The following is a 15,721-nucleotide window of genomic DNA, read 5'->3' as shown; positions in this document are numbered from 1 at the left end:
GATCGCTCCCTTCGTCGAGAGAGCGACCGTATCCCGGACCGGTCCTCAGCCCGCCGTCTCCACCAGCTCGCCGACCTCCTGCTCGATGAGGTCGGCCAGCACGTCGACGTCACCGACGCCGTCCCGGTCGGCGTTCAGCCCGAAGTAGACCCGGCCGTCGTAGCTGGTCATCCCGATCGAGAGCCCCTGTCCACGGGCCAGTGGCACGACCGGGAACACCTCGAGCATCCGGCTGCCCGCCGCGTAGAGCGGCAGCTGCGGTCCGGGCACGTTCGTGACCACCAGATTGAACAGCCGGCGGGACAGACCCCGCGCCGCGCGGGCGCCCAAGGCGTGCAGCGTGGGGGGCGCGAACCCGGTCAGGGCGATGAGACTGTCCGCACGCACCGACTGACCGTGCAGCGCGATCCCCCGCATCGCATAGCTCAGCCGCGCCAGCCGCACCCGGGGGTTGGGCTCACCCACCGGAAGGTCGACCAGGTACGACGACACCCGGTTCCCCTCAGCGCCGTCCTCGTCCTGGACCGAGACCGGTACGAGCGCACGCACCGTCGTACCGGCGACAACCGGCTCCCCCCGGGAGAGCAGCCATTCCCGCAGCGCACCGGTGACCACCGTCAGCAGGACGTCGTTGACCGTTCCGCCGTGGGCCTTGCGGATCCTCTTGAGGTCGTCGAGCTCCGCCCGCGCGACCGCGACCCGGCGCTGGCGGCCCACCGACGTGTTCAGCGGGCTCGGCGGCGCCGACATGATGGCCTTCCGCGCGGTGCGGAGGAGCCCACCGGCCACTCCGGTCAGCCGCGCCGCGGTGGACCGGACGTCGGTGACCGCACCTCGCGCGGTGTCCACGACCGCCGAGGGCCGGCGGGCGTACTCGTCGAGTGCCTGCCACACGAGCTGGACGCCGCTGGGCGGGCGCTGGGGGTGCCACTCCCCGGCCGGCGGCGTCGGAGCCTCCGGATCCACGTCGAGCAGCACCTGGCCGATGTCCAGAGCGCTGAGGCCGTCGACGAGCGCGGGATGCGTCTTGGTCACCACCGCGACGCGGTCCCCGGCGAGTCCCTCGACCAGATACGCCTCCCACAGGGGACGGCGCCGGTCCAGCGGTCGCGAGTTCAGCCGCGACACCAGATCCAGCAACTGCGTCTCGGTACCCGGCCGGGGAAGCCCGGACCGGCGGACGTGGTAGGTGAGGTCGAAGTCCGAGTCGTCGACCCACACCGGGTTGGCGAGGTGGCCGGGCACCTCCGCCACCCGCTGCCGGTACCTCGGGACGAGCGGCAACCGCGCCGCCACCAGGTCGGCGAGTGCCTCGACGCCCCCCGGCGGCCGCTCGAGGATCAGCACCCCGCCGACGTGCATCGGGGTGTCCGGCTCCTCCAAGTACAGGAAGGACGCGTCCAGGCTCGTCAGCCGCTCGACCATCGGTCTCCTCGGGGTCCGTGGGTCACGCTACGGCGCGGGCGCCGTGCGCACAGCCTCGAGGGTCATCCCGTCACGGGAGCACGGAGAATCCCCCGCCGTCGCCCCACGGGAAGGGGGACCTCCGCCAGCGCCGCGGCCAGCGCCCGGAGTTCGACCCGCAGGGGAGATCCACCGGCCACCTCCGCGAGCGTCCGGCCGCCGGCGAGCGCCGCGTCGGTGGCCCGCCGGTCGGCGGGCAGGAAGAAGCCCACCTCGCGGCCGGTGAAGCGTTCGAGGGCAGCGGCGATCTCCCGCCGTGGATCTCCGGGCACCGGTCCCCGCCGCACCTGGTTGACGACCAGGACCGGGTCGACGTCCGGCAGCACCTCGCGCAGCCCGTCGAGTGCCCTGATGGTCCGCTGCAGCGCCACCGGGTCGGCACCGCTCACGCACAGCACCGTGTCGGCTGCCTCGAGCGCCGCGAGCGTCGCCCCGTTGCGTCGGGGCGCCGCGGTGTCGAAGGAGAGCTCCTCGTCGTCCTCGAGGCTGAATGCGCAGTCGACCACCGTCATGGCGGCGAGCCTGCGGGCCTCCTCGAGGACCGAGGTGACCGCGCGCGGCCGCAGCTCCGGCCAGCGGTCGGCGCGGGCCAGCCCGGTGAGCACGCGCAGGTGGGGGCGGACCGCCCACGCCAGCCGCACGAGCCCGGCGGAGTCGAGGAAGCCGCCCGCCGCGAGCCGGGCCGCGCCGGCCAGGCCGGGCGACTCGTCGAGCAGACCCAGCATCTGGGCGATCACCCCGCCGTAGACGTCGGCGTCCACCAGCAGCGTGGACAGCCCGAGCCGGGAGAGCTCGTCGGCGACACCGACGGCGACGGTGGTCCGTCCGGGCGCCCCGGTCGGCCCCCAGACAGCCACCACCCGGCCGCGACCCGCCGGCCGCTCCTCCGGGTCGTCGGGCATGCCCGGCACCGGCAGCGCAGCCCGGGTGTCGGCCACGTCCCGGTTCGGCGCCGACCCGCCGGCGACCGCCTCACGGAGGGCCGCCGCGATGGCGTCGGGCTCGGCGTCGGCCGGCAGGACCCGCCGCACGCCGATCTGCCGCAACCGATCGGCGGCGCGCTCGTCCCCGGGGTCGACCAGGCCCACGACCGCCACCCCGGCGGCCTCCAGCCGGGCGACGGCGTCCCCGTCCAGGCGGCGCAGTTCTGCGGACAGGAGCGCCGCCTGTCCCGTTCCGGTCGCCGCGACGGCGAGCAGCTCCGAGACGTCGACGCACCGGCGCACGACGCTCACCCCGTGGTCGGCCCGGTCGAGCGCCCCCACGAGTTCCGACTCCCAGGCCGCGCCGGTGACCGCGGTGAAGACCTGCAGTGCCATCAGTCCGTCGGACCCGACGGGTCGGACGTCATCCCACCGGCCGCCGCGCCCTCCCCCGTGTCCACCGACTCGTGGACCACCACGACCAGCGGGCGCCCCGCGATGGCTGCCAGCACGTCGGCCGCGTCCTCGGAGGCGACCGCCACCACGACCTGCACCGCGGTCATGGGCGTGGACAGCACTCCCTCGGAGCGCCCGGAGATCGACTGGACCGGTGCCCGCCGAACCACCGGCGTGACGCTGCCGTCGGCCACCGCCGTGGCACCGGCGGCCGGGTCGGCCACCGCGTAGACGTCGACCAGCCGGCCACGCTGCAGCCCCGGCGGCACGTACCCCGACTGCACCGGCAACGCCAGCTGCACGAGCTCGTCGGCCTTCTCCAGCACGGTGCGGGGCAGCAGCTCCCCCTCGCGCACTGCGCGGGCCAGGATCCGGCCCTCCGGACGGGTGCCGGTGGACAGGTAGGCGCCCGCGACGTCGTCCAGCCGCACGTCGACGGCCACGAGATCGTCAGCGGTCAGCTCCGTGCCCGCGGCGAGGTCGTCGGTGACCGCCCACACCGGCACGGTGGCGTCGGCGGCGCTCACGATGCGGGCGCCGAGCAGGACCGAGGCGAGTACGAGCAGCACCCCGAGCACCAGCCGCAGATCCAGCCAGCGAGGTGGACGAACCCGCCGCGGCGTCGGCCCGGGGAGCGCCTGCACCCCGGCGGACGGGGCGGCCGGCTCCCGGACGGCGGTCACTGCACGCTCACCTCTCCCAGCGCCCTCCGGCGCACAGACGCCGGCGACAGGGCGTGTCGCTCGCCGATGAACCGGCTCGACGGCGTTCGAGTGCGAATGATGCGTCATGCGTGCGTTCGCGCGCACTCGCCATCCACACGTTCGAGTGTGGGGAAATGTCACCCGTGCCCGGACGGGCTGACAGACTGACCGGGAACGGACGGAGACGACCCGATGCCCACGCCCCGCTTCCTGACCCTCGACGACGTCGCGGAGATCCTCAACGTCTCGTGGTCCCAGGCGTACGCTCTCGTGCGCCGCAAGGAGCTGATCGCGATCCAGATCGGTGGCCGCGGCCAGTGGCGGGTCGAGGTCGACGAGCTCGAGCGCTTCATCCAGCAGAAGTACGCCGAGGCGCGAGCGGGAACCGTGCCGCCCGAGGGAGCGGCCACCGACGCCGACGTGCCCAGCGGGAACGCCTCTCGCTCCTGAGCGGCCAGCGGCCCCACCCCGCCCCGTTGTCGGGGCCGCCTCAGCCCAGGGCCGGGATCGCGGTCCGCACCACGGCGATCGCGTCGGTGACGACGGCGCGCACCCCGCGCACCGCCTCGCTCCGGCGTGGCTCGTCCACCGGGTGCAGGGCGACCTCCACGTAGTCGGCACCCACCCGGTCCAGTGTCCCGGTCAGCGTTCCGCCGTCGTCCAGGACGATCTGCACGGCACTGCGGTCCCGCGCCAGTCCGCGCAGCGCACGGCGCAGGTCCCATCGCACCCGGACGGCTCCATCCCTCTCCGGCACGGCGGTGCGCCGACCCAGCCCGGCCACGCTGGTGACCGCGGCGAGCGCCACCAGCTGTTCCCGCCCCTGGCCGTCCTCCAGCAGGACCCAGTCCGGCCCTGCGCCGGCGACGATGCCGGCGATGTGACCCGCGCCGCGAACTCCCACCGTCAGGGGCAGCCCGACCGATGCCGCCAGCCGGTCGGTCAGCCGGATCGCGCCCATCTCGGCGCGCGCCCGGGACCCGTCCTCGGCCCGTTCGGCCGCCGCCTCCTCCGCGTCGAACTGCGCACGCAGGTCGTCGAACAGCTGTTGCCAACGCATGTACACCTCCCGATCGAGCGTAGATCCACAGCTTTGCTTGCGTTTGCTCGTGTTTGCTTGCTTTAGTTTGACGACGTCAACGGAGGAGGCATGATGTCGATACGTCGGCTGGTAGTCACAGGGGCCGCCATGGCGCTCGTGGCGCTCGGGCTGTCGGCCCTGACTCCGGCGTTCGGCGACATGGCCGGTTCGCTGGCCTCGCCCCAGCGGACCGTGGACATCGCCGGTCCCGACGCCCTGGTGGTGGCCGCCGCCGGCGTCCTGGCCTGGGGGGTCTGGTCCTGGGGTGTCCTCGGCCTCACCCTCACCGCCGCCTCCGCCGTCCCCGGCATGGTCGGCGGCATCGCCGGACTGGCCACGCGGGTGGTCCTGCCGGCCGGCGCTCGCCGCAGTGCCGCGCTGCTCCTGGGACTCGGGCTCGGCGTGACGGCACCCTCGGTCCTGAGTTCCACGGTGCTCCCCACGCCCGCCGTGGCCGCCGCTCCCGCCACTGCCGTGCCCGACTGGCCGGCCGCCTCGGCGTCGAGCACGTCGGCAGCCGACACCCCGGCGCCCGGTCCTGCGACGCCGTCCCCGGCTGTCCCGCCCGCCACCGCACCCGGCATCCCCGTGTCGAAGCCTGAACAGGTACCGGACTGGCCCGGTGTCTCAGCAGCCTCCGGCGGAACGGGCTCGCACGTCGTCGTGCGCGGTGACTGCCTCTGGCACGTCGCCGCCGCACGGCTGCTCGAGCAGTCCGACCGGTCGCCGACCGACGGCGAGATCGCCCGGGCGGTGCACGCCTGGTGGACGGCCAACGCCGACGTCATCGGCCCCGACCCCGACCGCCTGCTCCCTGGCCAGGTGCTGCGCCCGCCGGGGCCCGCGTGAGCAGCGCCCGCCGACAGCCGCGTCCCTCCACCGACCCGATCCCCCGGAGCTCCCGATGACCGCCTCCCACCGTGCCCCGGACCAGCGATCGGCCGCCGACGGAGCGCCGCTCCGGCTGGTCCTGGTGCCGACCCCGCAGCCGCCGCTGGAGGACGAACGGATCCCGCTCCGGCTGGTCCTGCCCGGTATCGCCGCCCCCCGCCCGGCGCACCGGCCCGGTCCGCGGCCGAGCACCGGGCGAGCCGCCGGTCGGCCGGACGACGACTTCGGCCCGACGTGGTCGGTGCGCGCCGACCTGCCGGATGTGCGGGAGGCCGGGCGTCGCGTGATCACCTGCGCCCTCGAGGCGCTGGCCGGACGCAGGGCGATCGGCCAGCTGCGACCCATGACTTCCCTGCGCGTGTTCACCGCCCTGACCGAGGGCCGGCGTCCGCGCTGGTGCGCCGAGGGATCGGCGCCACTCCTCGTGGGCCGGGTGCACGTCTGCGAGCCCGTCGACGGTGTGGCGGAGGTCAGCGCCGTGGTCCGCCGGGGTGGCCGCGCCCACGCCGTCGCCGCCCGGCTGGAAGGCATCGACGGACGGTGGCGGTGCACCGCACTGCAGATCGGCTGACGAACGCACCGCGCCCCCGCCGATCCGATCGGCGGGGGCGCGGTCGTGGCACCGTCCAGAGGCGTGCCCCGAGGGTGCGAGGTGAGGCCCAGCCGCAGGGCCGACCGCGGGCCTGCGGACGGTGGGCAGTGGGGTCCTTCCGGTGCCGCTGTCAGCGACCCGCGGCTCCGTGGCACTGCTTGTACTTCTTGCCCGAGCCGCAGGGGCACGGCGCGTTGCGCGGGGTCTCCTTGGTGCCGGTGACCGTCGCCGACTTCGCCGCCTTGGCGGGGCCGCCCTCCTTGGGTGAGGCGTCGAGGCTGGGCGCGGAGTAGCTGAGCTGCTCCGGACCGCGCCGGGGGGCCTCCAGCCCCTTGACGTCGAGCTCGGGCCCCGTGCCCGAGGCAGTGACCGGAGCGGCCTGGGCCACCGCCGGCTGTGCGGCCGGCCTGCCCCTGCGGCGGGCCGTCGGCGCCGCCGCCCGGTTGCCCGCCGCCGCCGTCCCGTTGCCCGAGGCCGGCGTCGGTGCCGCCGTCCCGCTGCCCGCGGCCGGCGTCGGTGCCGCCGTCCCGTTGCCCGAGGGCGCCCCGGCCGTGCCGTTGCCGGAGGCCGGCGCGGCCGCCGTCTGGCCGGCGGCCGCGAGCCTGGCCTCGGCGGCCTGGCGGGCGAGCACCCGCTTGGTGCCCTCCTGTGCGGCGGCCAGCGCGGCGGCCTCGGCCTCGGCCTGCTTGGCCTTCGCCTCGGCGTCCTGCTGTTCCTTGGTCTTCACCTCGAGGTTGAACAGGAAGCCGACGGACTCCTCCTTGATGCCGTCGAGCATCGCCATGAACATGTCGTAGCCCTCGCGCTGGTACTCCACGACCGGGTCGCGGTTGGCCATCGCGCGCAGGTGGATGCCGGCCCGCAGGTAGTCCATCTCGTAGAGGTGCTCGCGCCACTTGCGGTCGAGCACCGACAGCAGCACCCGCCGCTCCAGTTCCCGCATGACCTCCGAGCCCAGCGAGGACTCCCGCTCCTCGTATGCCCGGTGCACGTCGTCCAGCAGCTCGGCCTTGAGGGCGTCGGCGGACAGGTTGGACCGGTCGCCGTCCGCGACCTCGTCCAGGAGCTCCTCGATGGTGAGGCGCACCGGGTAGAGCGCCTTGAGGCCGGTCCACAGCTGCTCGAGGTCCCAGTCCTCGGCGTAGCCGGTCTCGGTGGCACCGTCGACGTAGGCGCTGATGACGTCGTCGACCATCGACTGGATCTGCACGTGCAGGTCCGCGCCGTCGAGGACCTTGCGCCGCTCGTCGTAGATGACGGTGCGCTGACGGTTGAGCACCTCGTCGTACTTCAGGACGTCCTTGCGGACCTCGAAGTTCTGCTGCTCGACCTGGGTCTGCGCCGAGAGGATCGCCCGGCTGACCATCTTCGACTCGATCGGCTGGTCGTCGGGCACCCGGAGCGTGTTCATCATCGACTCGAGCATCGGGCCGTTGAACCGGCGCATCAGGTCGTCACCGAGGGACAGGTAGAACCGCGACTCCCCCGGGTCGCCCTGCCGGCCCGACCGGCCGCGCAGCTGGTTGTCGATGCGGCGGCTCTCGTGTCGCTCGGTGCCCAGCACGTACAGGCCACCGGCCTCGACGACCTGCTCGTGCTCGGCCTTGACCTGCGCCTTGGCCTCGGCCAGCGCGTCGTCCCAGGCCGCCTCGTACTCCTCCGGCGTCTCCGCCGGCGACAGGCCGCGGGCACGCAGGTTCTGGTCGGCGATGAACTCCGGGTTGCCGCCGAGCACGATGTCGGTGCCGCGGCCGGCCATGTTGGTGGCCACCGTGACCGCGCCCAGGCGTCCGGCCTGGGCGATGATCGCGGCCTCGCGCGCGTGGTTCTTCGCGTTCAGCACCTCGTGCTTGATGCCCCGCTTGAGCAGGTACTTCGAGAGGATCTCGGACTTCTCGACGCTCGCCGTACCGGCGAGCACCGGCTGCCCGGCCTCGTGCCGCTCGGCGATGTCCTCGACGACGGACTCGAACTTGGCCTTCTCCGTCTTGTAGATGACGTCGGAGCGGTCCTGCCGGATCATCGGCCGGTTGGTCGGGATCGGGACGACGCCCAGCTTGTAGGTCTGGTTGAGCTCGGCGGCCTCCGTCTGGGCCGTACCGGTCATCCCGGACAGCTTCTCGTAGAGCCGGAAGTAGTTCTGCAGGGTGATCGTGGCGAGCGTCTGGTTCTCGTCCTTGATCTGCACCTTCTCCTTGGCCTCGATGGCCTGGTGCATGCCCTCGTTGTAGCGGCGGCCGGCCAGCACGCGGCCGGTGAACTCGTCGACGATGAGCACCTCGCCGTTGCTGACGATGTACTGCTGGTCGCGGTGGAACAGCTCTTTGGCCTTGAGCGAGTTGTTCAGGTAGCTGATCAGCGGGGTGTTGGCCGCCTCGTAGAGGTTGTCGATGCCGAGCTGGTCCTCGACGAACTCCACGCCCTCCTCGGTGATGGCGACGGTGCGCTTGCCCTCCTCCACCTCGTAGTGGACGTCGCGCTTGAGCATCGGCGCGATGCGGGCGAACTCCGCGTACCACTTGGCGCTGGTCTCGGCCGGGCCGCTGATGATCAGGGGGGTGCGGGCCTCGTCGATGAGGATCGAGTCGACCTCGTCCACGATCGCGAAGTGGTGGCCGCGCTGCACCAGGTCGGCCTTGCTCCACGCCATGTTGTCGCGCAGGTAGTCGAAGCCGAACTCGTTGTTGGTGCCGTGGGTGATGTCGCAGGCGTACTGCTGGCGGCGGACGTCGGGCCGCTGGCCGGAGATGATCGTGCCGACGCTCAGGCCGAGGAAGCGGTGCACCCGGCCCATCCACTCGGCGTCGCGCGAGGCGAGGTAGTCGTTCGTGGTGACCACGTGGACGCCGTTGCCGGTGAGCGCGTTCAGGTACGCCGGCAGCACACCGGTGAGGGTCTTGCCCTCACCGGTCTTCATCTCCGCGATGTTGCCCAGGTGCAGCGCGGCGCCGCCCATGATCTGCACGCGGTAGTGCCGCTGCCCCAGCGTCCTGGTCGCCGCCTCGCGGACGACGGCGAACGCCTCCGGCAGCATCACGTCGAGGGACTCGCCGTCGGCGTACCGCTCCTTGAACTCGTCGGTCTTGGCCCGCAGCTCCGCGTCGGTGAGCGCGCCGACCTCGTCGGCGTAGGACTCGACCGCGTCGGCGATCTTGGACAGCCGACGGAGGAGCTTGCCCTCACCGGCACGGAGAAGCTTCTGTAGCACCACGACCCCAGCGTAGGCGGCGATCGCAGCCGGATCAGCCACAACGACCCGGGCATCCCTTCCGTAGCCTTCCCGCGTGCCCCACCTTCCCCACGACCTCGGACCCCGCGCGCTGGAGTTCCTCACCGAGCGGCACCTGGCCACCCTCACCACGCTGCGCCCCGACGGCAGCCCGCACGTGGTCCCGGTCGGCGTCACGTACGACGCCGCGACGGGGACCGCCCGGGTCATCACCTCGGGAACCTCGGCGAAGGCCCGGCACGTCCGCGCCGGGCAGCAACGGGTGGCGGTCTGCCAGGTCGACGGCCGCCGCTGGATGACCCTCGAGGGCACGGCGGTGGTGCGCGAGGACCCGGCATCGGTCGCCGACGCGGTCGCCCGCTACGCGCAGCGGTACCGGCAGCCTCGCGAGAACCCGAACCGCGTCGTCCTGGAGATATCGGTCGACCGGATGCTGGGCAACGCCTGAAAGAGGACCTCCTCCCCGCCCTTCGCACGCTCGGGACGGGGCCTCGGAGGCGGCCATGATGGGCACGTGGAACTCACCGGCGTCGACCTGACCACGGAGACGGTGCGCACCGAACGGCTGCTGCTGCGCCCGCCGCGGCCGGAGGACACCGACCCCGTCTACCGCGCCTGCCAGGACCCGGAGGCACAGCGGTGGCTGCTCGCGCTGCCGGAGCCCTACACGCGCGAGAGCGCGCGGGCCTTCGTCGAGGAGATCGCGCCCGGCGAGCGGGCCGACGGTCGCGCGCTGACCACGATCGCCGAGGCGGACGGGGAGCTCGTGGGCGCCTGCGGCCTGCACTTCGTGACCGGCCGGCTGGGGCCGGAGATCGGTTACTGGATCGCGCCGTGGGCTCGTGGCCGGGGCTACGCCGCCGAGGCGGCCGGGGCGCTCGCGGAGTGGGGGCTGGCCCACGGGGCGCCACGCGTCCACCTGTTCGCCGACGTGCGCAACACGGCCTCGCTGGCCGTGGCCCGGAAGGCGGGGTTCGCGCAGGAGGGTGTGGTGCGCCGCTGCCTGCAGTACCGGGACGGCAGCCGCGGTGACGCGGCACTGTTCGGCCGGGTCTCCGGCGACTGAGGCGGGCGGGAGGGCGGCCGGCCGCCCTCCCGCCCTCGTTCAGGCGGTGGGGACGGCCTCGGGCTGGGCCGTGCGGGCCGACGCCGGGGCGGCCCCGTTCTCCGACACCTCGGTCAGCCGGATGAGGCCGTAGTCGTAGGCGTGCCGGCGGTAGACGACCGTGGGCCGACCGGTGTCGGCGCACTGGAAGAGGAAGAAGTCGTGACCGACCAGCTCCATCTCGTGCAACGCCTGGTCGACGGTCATCGGGGTGGCGGGATGGTGCTTCTCGCGGACGATCCGACCGGGCAGGTGCTCGTCGAGATCGGTCACGTGTGGCCCCTCCGCGAGCTGGCGGTCGAGCTCGAGCGCGGTGGTGGCGTCCACGTCGGCGGCGGTGTTGCCGGAGATCCGGACGCTGGGCGGGGTGCGACGACCGTGGTGCACGCGGCGGCGGTCGGCCGCCCGGCGCAGCCGGTTGTCCAGCTTGCCGCACGCGAGGTCGAGCGCGGCGTAGAAGTCGGGGCCGGCGGCTTCGGCCCGGACCACGGGGCCCTTGCCGCGCAGCGTGATCTCCACGCGCTGGCAGGACGCCGCTTGGCGGGGGTTCTTCTCGTGGAAGAGCTCGACGTCGATGCGTGACAGCTTGGTGTCGAACCGTTCGAGCTGACCCACCTTGTCTTCCACGTGCTGGCGGTAGTGCTCCGGAACTTCGACGTTGCGACCTCGAACCACGATCTCCATGGGGCCTCCCGGTTGAGCCGGTTGCAGATCGCTTCGACGCTAGTCCTGCTTCCCGGGTCCCGACAGTCGATCGAGAGGTGCGCTCCGGAGTATCTCGGGCCGGTTCCGGGCGCGGTCCCGCCCGGCTGCGTGCGGTGGCTCGCGACCCGCGCGCGGCGTGGCCGCCACCACCGCGGCCAGTAGCGGCATCCCGCCCTCCGACCCGGTTCCGGACAGCACCGCGGCCGCCTCGGTGAGGGTCGAGCCGGTGGTGACGACGTCGTCCACCAGGACGAGCAGCGCTGCCGCGGGGGGCCGGCCCCGGGTGGCGCAGCGCTCGAAGGTCCCGGCCAGGTTCGCCCGCCGCTGGGCCGCCGAGAGCCCGGCGGAGTCCCGCACCCGGCCCCGGCGCCGCAGCAGCCGGGCCTCGGCCGCCGGGAGGCCGGCCAGCCGCAGCTCGGTGACGGCTTGGGCGGTCAGCTCGCGCACGTGGTCCCGTCCGCGCTCCCGCAGCGCCTGCCGCGAGCTGGGCACCGGTACCAGGGCGACCGGCCGCGGTGGCCCGGGGACGGCGGAGACGACGGCCGCGACGGCGAGGGCCAGCGCCGCGCCCAGCGGAACGGCGAGCTCGGCCCGACCGCGCTCCTTGAACGCCAGGACCGCCGCGCGCACCGGCCCGGCGTAGGCGCCGGCCGCGACCGTCGGTGGGAAGCCCCAGGGGAAGCGGCGCGGGGCGGCGGTCCGGGCGCGGGTCAGGAGCAGCCCGCACCGGGGGCAGAGTCCGGCGCTCGGGACACCGCAACCGGCGCAGGCGCGCGGCAGCACGAGGTCCACCAGCGCCGCCCGGAGCGCGGCGATCCCGGGCCTGGCCACGCCCCAGCCTGACGCCCGCCGGCCCTCCACGGGTCGCCTGCCGCCGATCTGTGGACGCGGCCCCGTCCCCGGGACTCGCGCCCGGCCTGCGAGGTGCGACCCGGCTGCAGGGGCCCACCGCGAGCCTGCGAGCGGTGCGATGGCCCCGTCCAGAGGCTCGCCGCGAGCCCGCGAGCGGTGAGGAGGACGGGGTCCTTCCTCAGAGGGGGTAGAAGGGCGCCGTTCCCGGAAGCGGCTCCTGGCCCCGCACCAGGGTGACCCACGTGCCGCCGGCGAGTTGCCAGATGGTCCCGCCGGCGTTGACGAGGGGCTGCTTGTTCGGCGCGGCGGCGATCGAGCGTGGCTGGCTGGGCAGCCCGGCGGTCGGCACGTCGCTCAGTCCCCAGCCGTCGACCCCGACGGCGTAGGGCACGATCCGCTCCTCCCCCGGGTCACCGGCCAGCACGAGCAGGCTGGCGCTGTCCTCCCAGGCGACGTCGACGACGCGAGAGAGGTCCGGCGCGACGGCCCGGAAGTCCCGCAGGGCGACGCTGCCGTCCTCGGCGCGCACCACCGTCCCGACGTAGAGGCTGCGGCCGCCGGGGCCCTCCACGACCAGGGCCGCCCGCACCCCGTCGGGTGACAGCCGGAGCACCTCGGCCAGCCCCAGCCCCGGCAGGGTGGGCGTGGTGACCGGCTGCGGGGGGCCACCGGGCTGCACCCGCACCACCGACGTGCCGTCGGCCACCGCCCACGCCTCCGAGCGGGTCGCCGACACGGTGGGGGCGCTCACCCGCCCCGCGCTGAGCACGGGAGCGAGGTCGCCCGCGTAGGGGCCGGCGAGCAGGGTGGCGCCGCCGGCATCGGACCGGACGCCCACGAGCAGATCCGGCTCGCCGGTGGCCGGATCGATCGAGACCGCGGCCTCGCTGAGGCCGTAGACGCCGGTGCCGGCCGGGCCGGGCGTGGGTTCCCCCGCGCTGACCGTGTGCAGCGCGCCGGCCTCGATGTAGTGCCCGACGGACTCCCGGGGCACCGCGTCGGGGTCGAAGCCGGCCCAGTGCTCGACCGTCTGCTCGTCGGGCACGTCGTCGATGCCGACCGGTTCGCCGTCCACCCGGATCTCGACCGACTGCACGAGGACGTTGCGCAGCTGGCTGAGGGTCCAGACCAGCTGGGCGGCCACCTCCGACAGCACCGGCGCCGGCTCGGTGGGCAGGCCGGTGAGGTCCACGACGGCCGCCTGCCCGTCGAGAGTGACCGCGCTGCGCAGCTGGGCGCCGTTCAGCGGGTTCCGGACGCCCGCCGCCAGCGCCGCCGACGGTCCGGCCAGCAGGCGCTCGACCAGCGCCGTGGGCAGGGCCTCACCCGCGATGACGTACCGCGGATCGGGAACCAGACGCTGGCCGGTCGGATCGACGAAGTAGGCGGCGACCTCCTCGTAGACCCGCTGGAAGTCGGGCTCCAGGATGATCAGGCCGTCCGGCGGATCGGTGATCCGCCACTCGTCCCGGACCTGCTCGAGGGTGAACCGGCGGGTGAACGTGTCCGCCTCCGCCACGCTGAACACCCCGCGCGCGTCCACCGTCCCGACGGGGTTGGCCGTCACCTCCACCGCACCGGTCTCGGTGGTCACGGTGGCGTAGCCCGGGCTGATGACGGTGATGTCGGCCTCGTCGGACCAGGAGCCCGCGGCCTCGGGGGTCAGGTGCTCGCGGGCCACGGGATGACCGGGCCGCACGCTCGCCGCGGCGTCGATGAACGACCGGACGATCTCCTCGGGCGTGGCGCCGCGCTCCGGCGGCAGCGGCTCGATCCCGACGACCTCCGCAGGGCGGGCGGGCGCCTGCGTGATCTGGACCGTCGACGACGACATGGGCACCGTTGAGCAGGCTCCCAGCGCGAGCAGCAGGGCGAGCACGACGGCGGCACGGACGGCGGCACGGACGGCGGCACGGACGGCGGCACGGACTGCGCCGCGGAGGCACGTCACGCCGACCTCCCCGGCCGGCGCATGAAGGCGGGCCGCAGGGGGAGCGGCGAGCTGATCAGTTCGCCGCCCGCGGTGAGGGGCAGGGTCAGCCGGAACTGCGCGCCGGCTCCCTGCTGCCCCCAGACCTGCAGCCAGCCACCGTGCAGGCGCGCGTCCTCGAGGCTGATCGACAGGCCCAGGCCGCTCCCGCCGACCGTGCGCACCCGCGACGGGTCGGCCCGCCAGAACCGGTCGAACACGTGCTGGGCCTCCGCCGAGCTCAGCCCCACCCCGTGGTCGCGCACGGTCACCGCGGCGGCGGTGCGGTTGGCGGCCAGGGTGATCTCGATGGGCCGCCCCGCCCCGTGCTCGATCGCGTTGCCCACCAGGTTGCGCAGGATCCGCTCGACGCGCCGGGCGTCGACCTCGGCGATGACCGCCTCGCCGGGCCGCCGCACCCGGAGCTCGGAATCGTGCCGCCGGGCCAGCGCCGTCATGCCCGAGACCACACGCTCCACGAGCGCACCGAGGTCGGTCGGCTCGGGATCGAGGACGGCGGCCCCGGCGTCGTACCGGCTGATCTCGAGCAGGTCGGTCAGCAAGCTCTCGAACCGGTCCAGCTCCGCGCGCAGCAGCTCGGCCGACCTGGCCACGTGCGGGGGGAAGTCCTCCCGCGCCTCGTGCAGGACGTCGGCGGCCATCTGCACGGTCGTCAGCGGCGTCCGCAGCTCGTGCGACACGTCGGAGGTGAACCGCTGCTGCAGCTGCGACAGACCCTCCAGCTGGGTGATCTGCCGCTGGAGGCTGTCCGCCATCGCGTTGAAGCTGGTCGCCAGGCGGGCGAGGTCGTCCTCGCCGCGCACGGCCATCCGCTCCTCCAGCTGCCCCTCGGCCAGCCGCTGCGCCGTCCCGGCGGCCCGGCGGACCGGATCGACCACCAGCCGGGTGACCAGGACCGCGATCATCACGACGAAGAGCGTGAGCGCGACGCTGCTGATGATGACCGTCGTGCGGATCTGCGAGAGGCTCTCCGCCTCCTGCTCGAGCGGGAACGCGTAGTAGAGCTCGATCTGCTGGGCGCCGGCGGAGTCGCTGGGCACTGCCGCGCCGACGAGGAGGGTCGGCTGCGGCTCGCCCGAGGCGTCGGGCACCAGGGAGTACTTGCGGGACTGCCCCCCGGAGGCGACGTCGGCGCGGAGGTCGGGGGGCAGCGCCTCGAAGACCGGACGGCGGCTGGCCGACGGGCGCTCGATGTCCCCGGTGCGGTGCACCATCACCACGTCGAAGTCACCTGCCGCACCCCCGCGTTGCAGCAGCGCGTTGACCGTGCGGTCGAGGGTCGAGCGGACGCTGGCTCCGTCTCCGCTGGCGATGGCGGCCACCTGGCCCTGCGCGTACAGGACGCCGGACTGCGCCTGGTCGATCGCCGCCTCCTCCTTGACCGACAGCAGCTGGTCGCGGATCTGGCTGAACAGCACGAGGCTGACGATGACCACCACGGTCCCCGCCACCACCATGGTGATGGCGCCGATGCGGACCTGGAGCGAGGACCGCCACGCGTGCACGGCTCGGGCGGAGGCCTGCCGCGCGGTGCGCTGGAGCCAGCGGCGGTACAGGGTCGCGCGACGGCGCAGGCCCCTGCGGACCCGGCCCAGCTGCGCGCTGCCACGCGGGCGAGCGATGGGCACCGAAGCGGGGGCCTCGGTGGCCTGCTCGGGCAGGGACGTGCGGGTCACGACCCCAGTGTGACCGTCACGGTGCACCCGGTTTGCGCCCGCGGTCCGCTCCG

14 protein-coding genes are annotated in these 15,721 nt (G+C 74.1%); 5 read left to right on the top strand and 9 right to left on the bottom strand.

Translation table 11 applies throughout. The features are described 5' to 3' along the window. Positions 1-45 precede the first annotated feature (45 nt). From ACFSHS_RS02355 to ACFSHS_RS02345, 3 genes are all read right to left on the bottom strand, one after another. Positions 46-1,425 (bottom strand): WS/DGAT/MGAT family O-acyltransferase, encoded by a 1,380-nt coding sequence (locus ACFSHS_RS02355; RefSeq protein WP_376871245.1) that lies wholly within the window; start codon positions 1,423-1,425, stop codon positions 46-48. A gap of 62 nt (positions 1,426-1,487) precedes the next feature. Continuing rightward, positions 1,488-2,783, bottom strand: a complete 1,296-nt coding sequence (locus ACFSHS_RS02350; RefSeq protein WP_376871242.1) for an AAA family ATPase — start codon at positions 2,781-2,783, stop codon at positions 1,488-1,490. Next, positions 2,783-3,526 carry an SAF domain-containing protein gene (locus ACFSHS_RS02345; protein WP_376871240.1) on the bottom strand — a complete coding sequence of 248 codons (744 nt, stop codon included), beginning with the start codon at positions 3,524-3,526 and terminating at the stop codon, positions 2,783-2,785. Before ACFSHS_RS02345 ends, ACFSHS_RS02350 begins: the two co-directional genes overlap by 1 nt. A 213-nt stretch (positions 3,527-3,739) precedes the next feature. On the opposite strand from ACFSHS_RS02345, the gene ACFSHS_RS02340 reads away from it, so the two are divergent. After that, the gene (locus ACFSHS_RS02340; protein WP_376871238.1) at positions 3,740-3,997 is read left to right on the top strand and encodes a helix-turn-helix domain-containing protein; all 258 of its coding nucleotides are present in this window, start codon (positions 3,740-3,742) and stop codon (positions 3,995-3,997) included. A 40-nt stretch (positions 3,998-4,037) separates the two neighbouring features. On the opposite strand, the gene ACFSHS_RS02335 is transcribed toward ACFSHS_RS02340, so the two are convergent. Beyond that, positions 4,038-4,607, bottom strand: coding sequence for a hypothetical protein (locus ACFSHS_RS02335; protein ID WP_376871236.1), 570 nt, complete (start codon positions 4,605-4,607; stop codon positions 4,038-4,040). Positions 4,608-4,697: 90 nt separating this feature from the next. Between ACFSHS_RS02335 and ACFSHS_RS02330 the strand changes: the two genes are divergently transcribed. Together ACFSHS_RS02330 and ACFSHS_RS02325 are read left to right on the top strand one after the other, a co-directional pair. Then, complete coding sequence (locus ACFSHS_RS02330; RefSeq protein WP_376871233.1) at positions 4,698-5,477, top strand: LysM peptidoglycan-binding domain-containing protein; 780 nt, start codon at positions 4,698-4,700, stop codon at positions 5,475-5,477. A 55-nt stretch (positions 5,478-5,532) separates the two neighbouring features. Further along, complete coding sequence (locus tag ACFSHS_RS02325; protein ID WP_376871231.1) at positions 5,533-6,090, top strand: Rv3235 family protein; 558 nt, start codon at positions 5,533-5,535, stop codon at positions 6,088-6,090. Between the two features lie 151 nt (positions 6,091-6,241). Here ACFSHS_RS02325 and secA read toward each other — a convergent pair whose 3' ends face one another. Beyond that, positions 6,242-9,322, bottom strand: coding sequence for a preprotein translocase subunit SecA (gene secA / locus ACFSHS_RS02320; protein WP_376871229.1), 3,081 nt, complete (start codon positions 9,320-9,322; stop codon positions 6,242-6,244). A gap of 73 nt (positions 9,323-9,395) precedes the next feature. Between secA and ACFSHS_RS02315 the strand changes: the two genes are divergently transcribed. Both ACFSHS_RS02315 and ACFSHS_RS02310 read left to right on the top strand, forming a co-directional pair. Continuing rightward, positions 9,396-9,788 carry a pyridoxamine 5'-phosphate oxidase family protein gene (locus tag ACFSHS_RS02315; RefSeq protein ID WP_376871227.1) on the top strand — a complete coding sequence of 131 codons (393 nt, stop codon included), beginning with the start codon at positions 9,396-9,398 and terminating at the stop codon, positions 9,786-9,788. A 66-nt stretch (positions 9,789-9,854) separates the two neighbouring features. Then, the gene (locus ACFSHS_RS02310) at positions 9,855-10,406 is read left to right on the top strand and encodes a GNAT family N-acetyltransferase (protein ID WP_376871225.1); all 552 of its coding nucleotides are present in this window, start codon (positions 9,855-9,857) and stop codon (positions 10,404-10,406) included. A 39-nt stretch (positions 10,407-10,445) separates the two neighbouring features. On the opposite strand, the gene hpf is transcribed toward ACFSHS_RS02310, so the two are convergent. The 4 genes from hpf to mtrB form a co-directional block, all read right to left on the bottom strand. After that, positions 10,446-11,129 (bottom strand): ribosome hibernation-promoting factor, HPF/YfiA family, encoded by a 684-nt coding sequence (hpf, locus tag ACFSHS_RS02305; RefSeq protein ID WP_376871223.1) that lies wholly within the window; start codon positions 11,127-11,129, stop codon positions 10,446-10,448. Between the two features lie 39 nt (positions 11,130-11,168). Further along, on the bottom strand, positions 11,169-11,981 hold the full coding sequence (locus tag ACFSHS_RS02300) for a ComF family protein (RefSeq protein ID WP_376871221.1): 813 nt from the start codon (positions 11,979-11,981) through the stop codon (positions 11,169-11,171). A 199-nt stretch (positions 11,982-12,180) separates the two neighbouring features. Further along, entirely contained in the window at positions 12,181-13,953 is a 1,773-nt protein-coding gene (locus ACFSHS_RS02295) for an LpqB family beta-propeller domain-containing protein (RefSeq protein ID WP_376871219.1), read from the bottom strand. After that, positions 13,950-15,668, bottom strand: coding sequence for an MtrAB system histidine kinase MtrB (gene mtrB, locus ACFSHS_RS02290; RefSeq protein ID WP_376871216.1), 1,719 nt, complete (start codon positions 15,666-15,668; stop codon positions 13,950-13,952). Before mtrB ends, ACFSHS_RS02295 begins: the two co-directional genes overlap by 4 nt. Positions 15,669-15,721 lie beyond the last annotated feature (53 nt).

The sequence above is a fragment of the Blastococcus deserti genome, assembly GCF_042682525.1.
Taxonomy (GTDB): domain Bacteria; phylum Actinomycetota; class Actinomycetes; order Mycobacteriales; family Geodermatophilaceae; genus Blastococcus_B; species Blastococcus_B deserti.
This window is presented reverse-complemented; position numbering and strand designations above follow the sequence as displayed.

Coding starts and splice junctions, on each gene's coding strand:
- ACFSHS_RS02355 (WP_376871245.1), bottom strand. CDS start 1,425: ATGGTCGAGCGGCTGACGAGCCTGGACGCGTCCTTCCTGTACTTGGAG.
- ACFSHS_RS02350 (WP_376871242.1), bottom strand. CDS start 2,783: ATGGCACTGCAGGTCTTCACCGCGGTCACCGGCGCGGCCTGGGAGTCG.
- ACFSHS_RS02340 (WP_376871238.1), top strand. CDS start 3,740: ATGCCCACGCCCCGCTTCCTGACCCTCGACGACGTCGCGGAGATCCTC.
- ACFSHS_RS02335 (WP_376871236.1), bottom strand. CDS start 4,607: ATGCGTTGGCAACAGCTGTTCGACGACCTGCGTGCGCAGTTCGACGCG.
- ACFSHS_RS02330 (WP_376871233.1), top strand. CDS start 4,698: ATGATGTCGATACGTCGGCTGGTAGTCACAGGGGCCGCCATGGCGCTC.
- ACFSHS_RS02325 (WP_376871231.1), top strand. CDS start 5,533: ATGACCGCCTCCCACCGTGCCCCGGACCAGCGATCGGCCGCCGACGGA.
- hpf (WP_376871223.1), bottom strand. CDS start 11,129: ATGGAGATCGTGGTTCGAGGTCGCAACGTCGAAGTTCCGGAGCACTAC.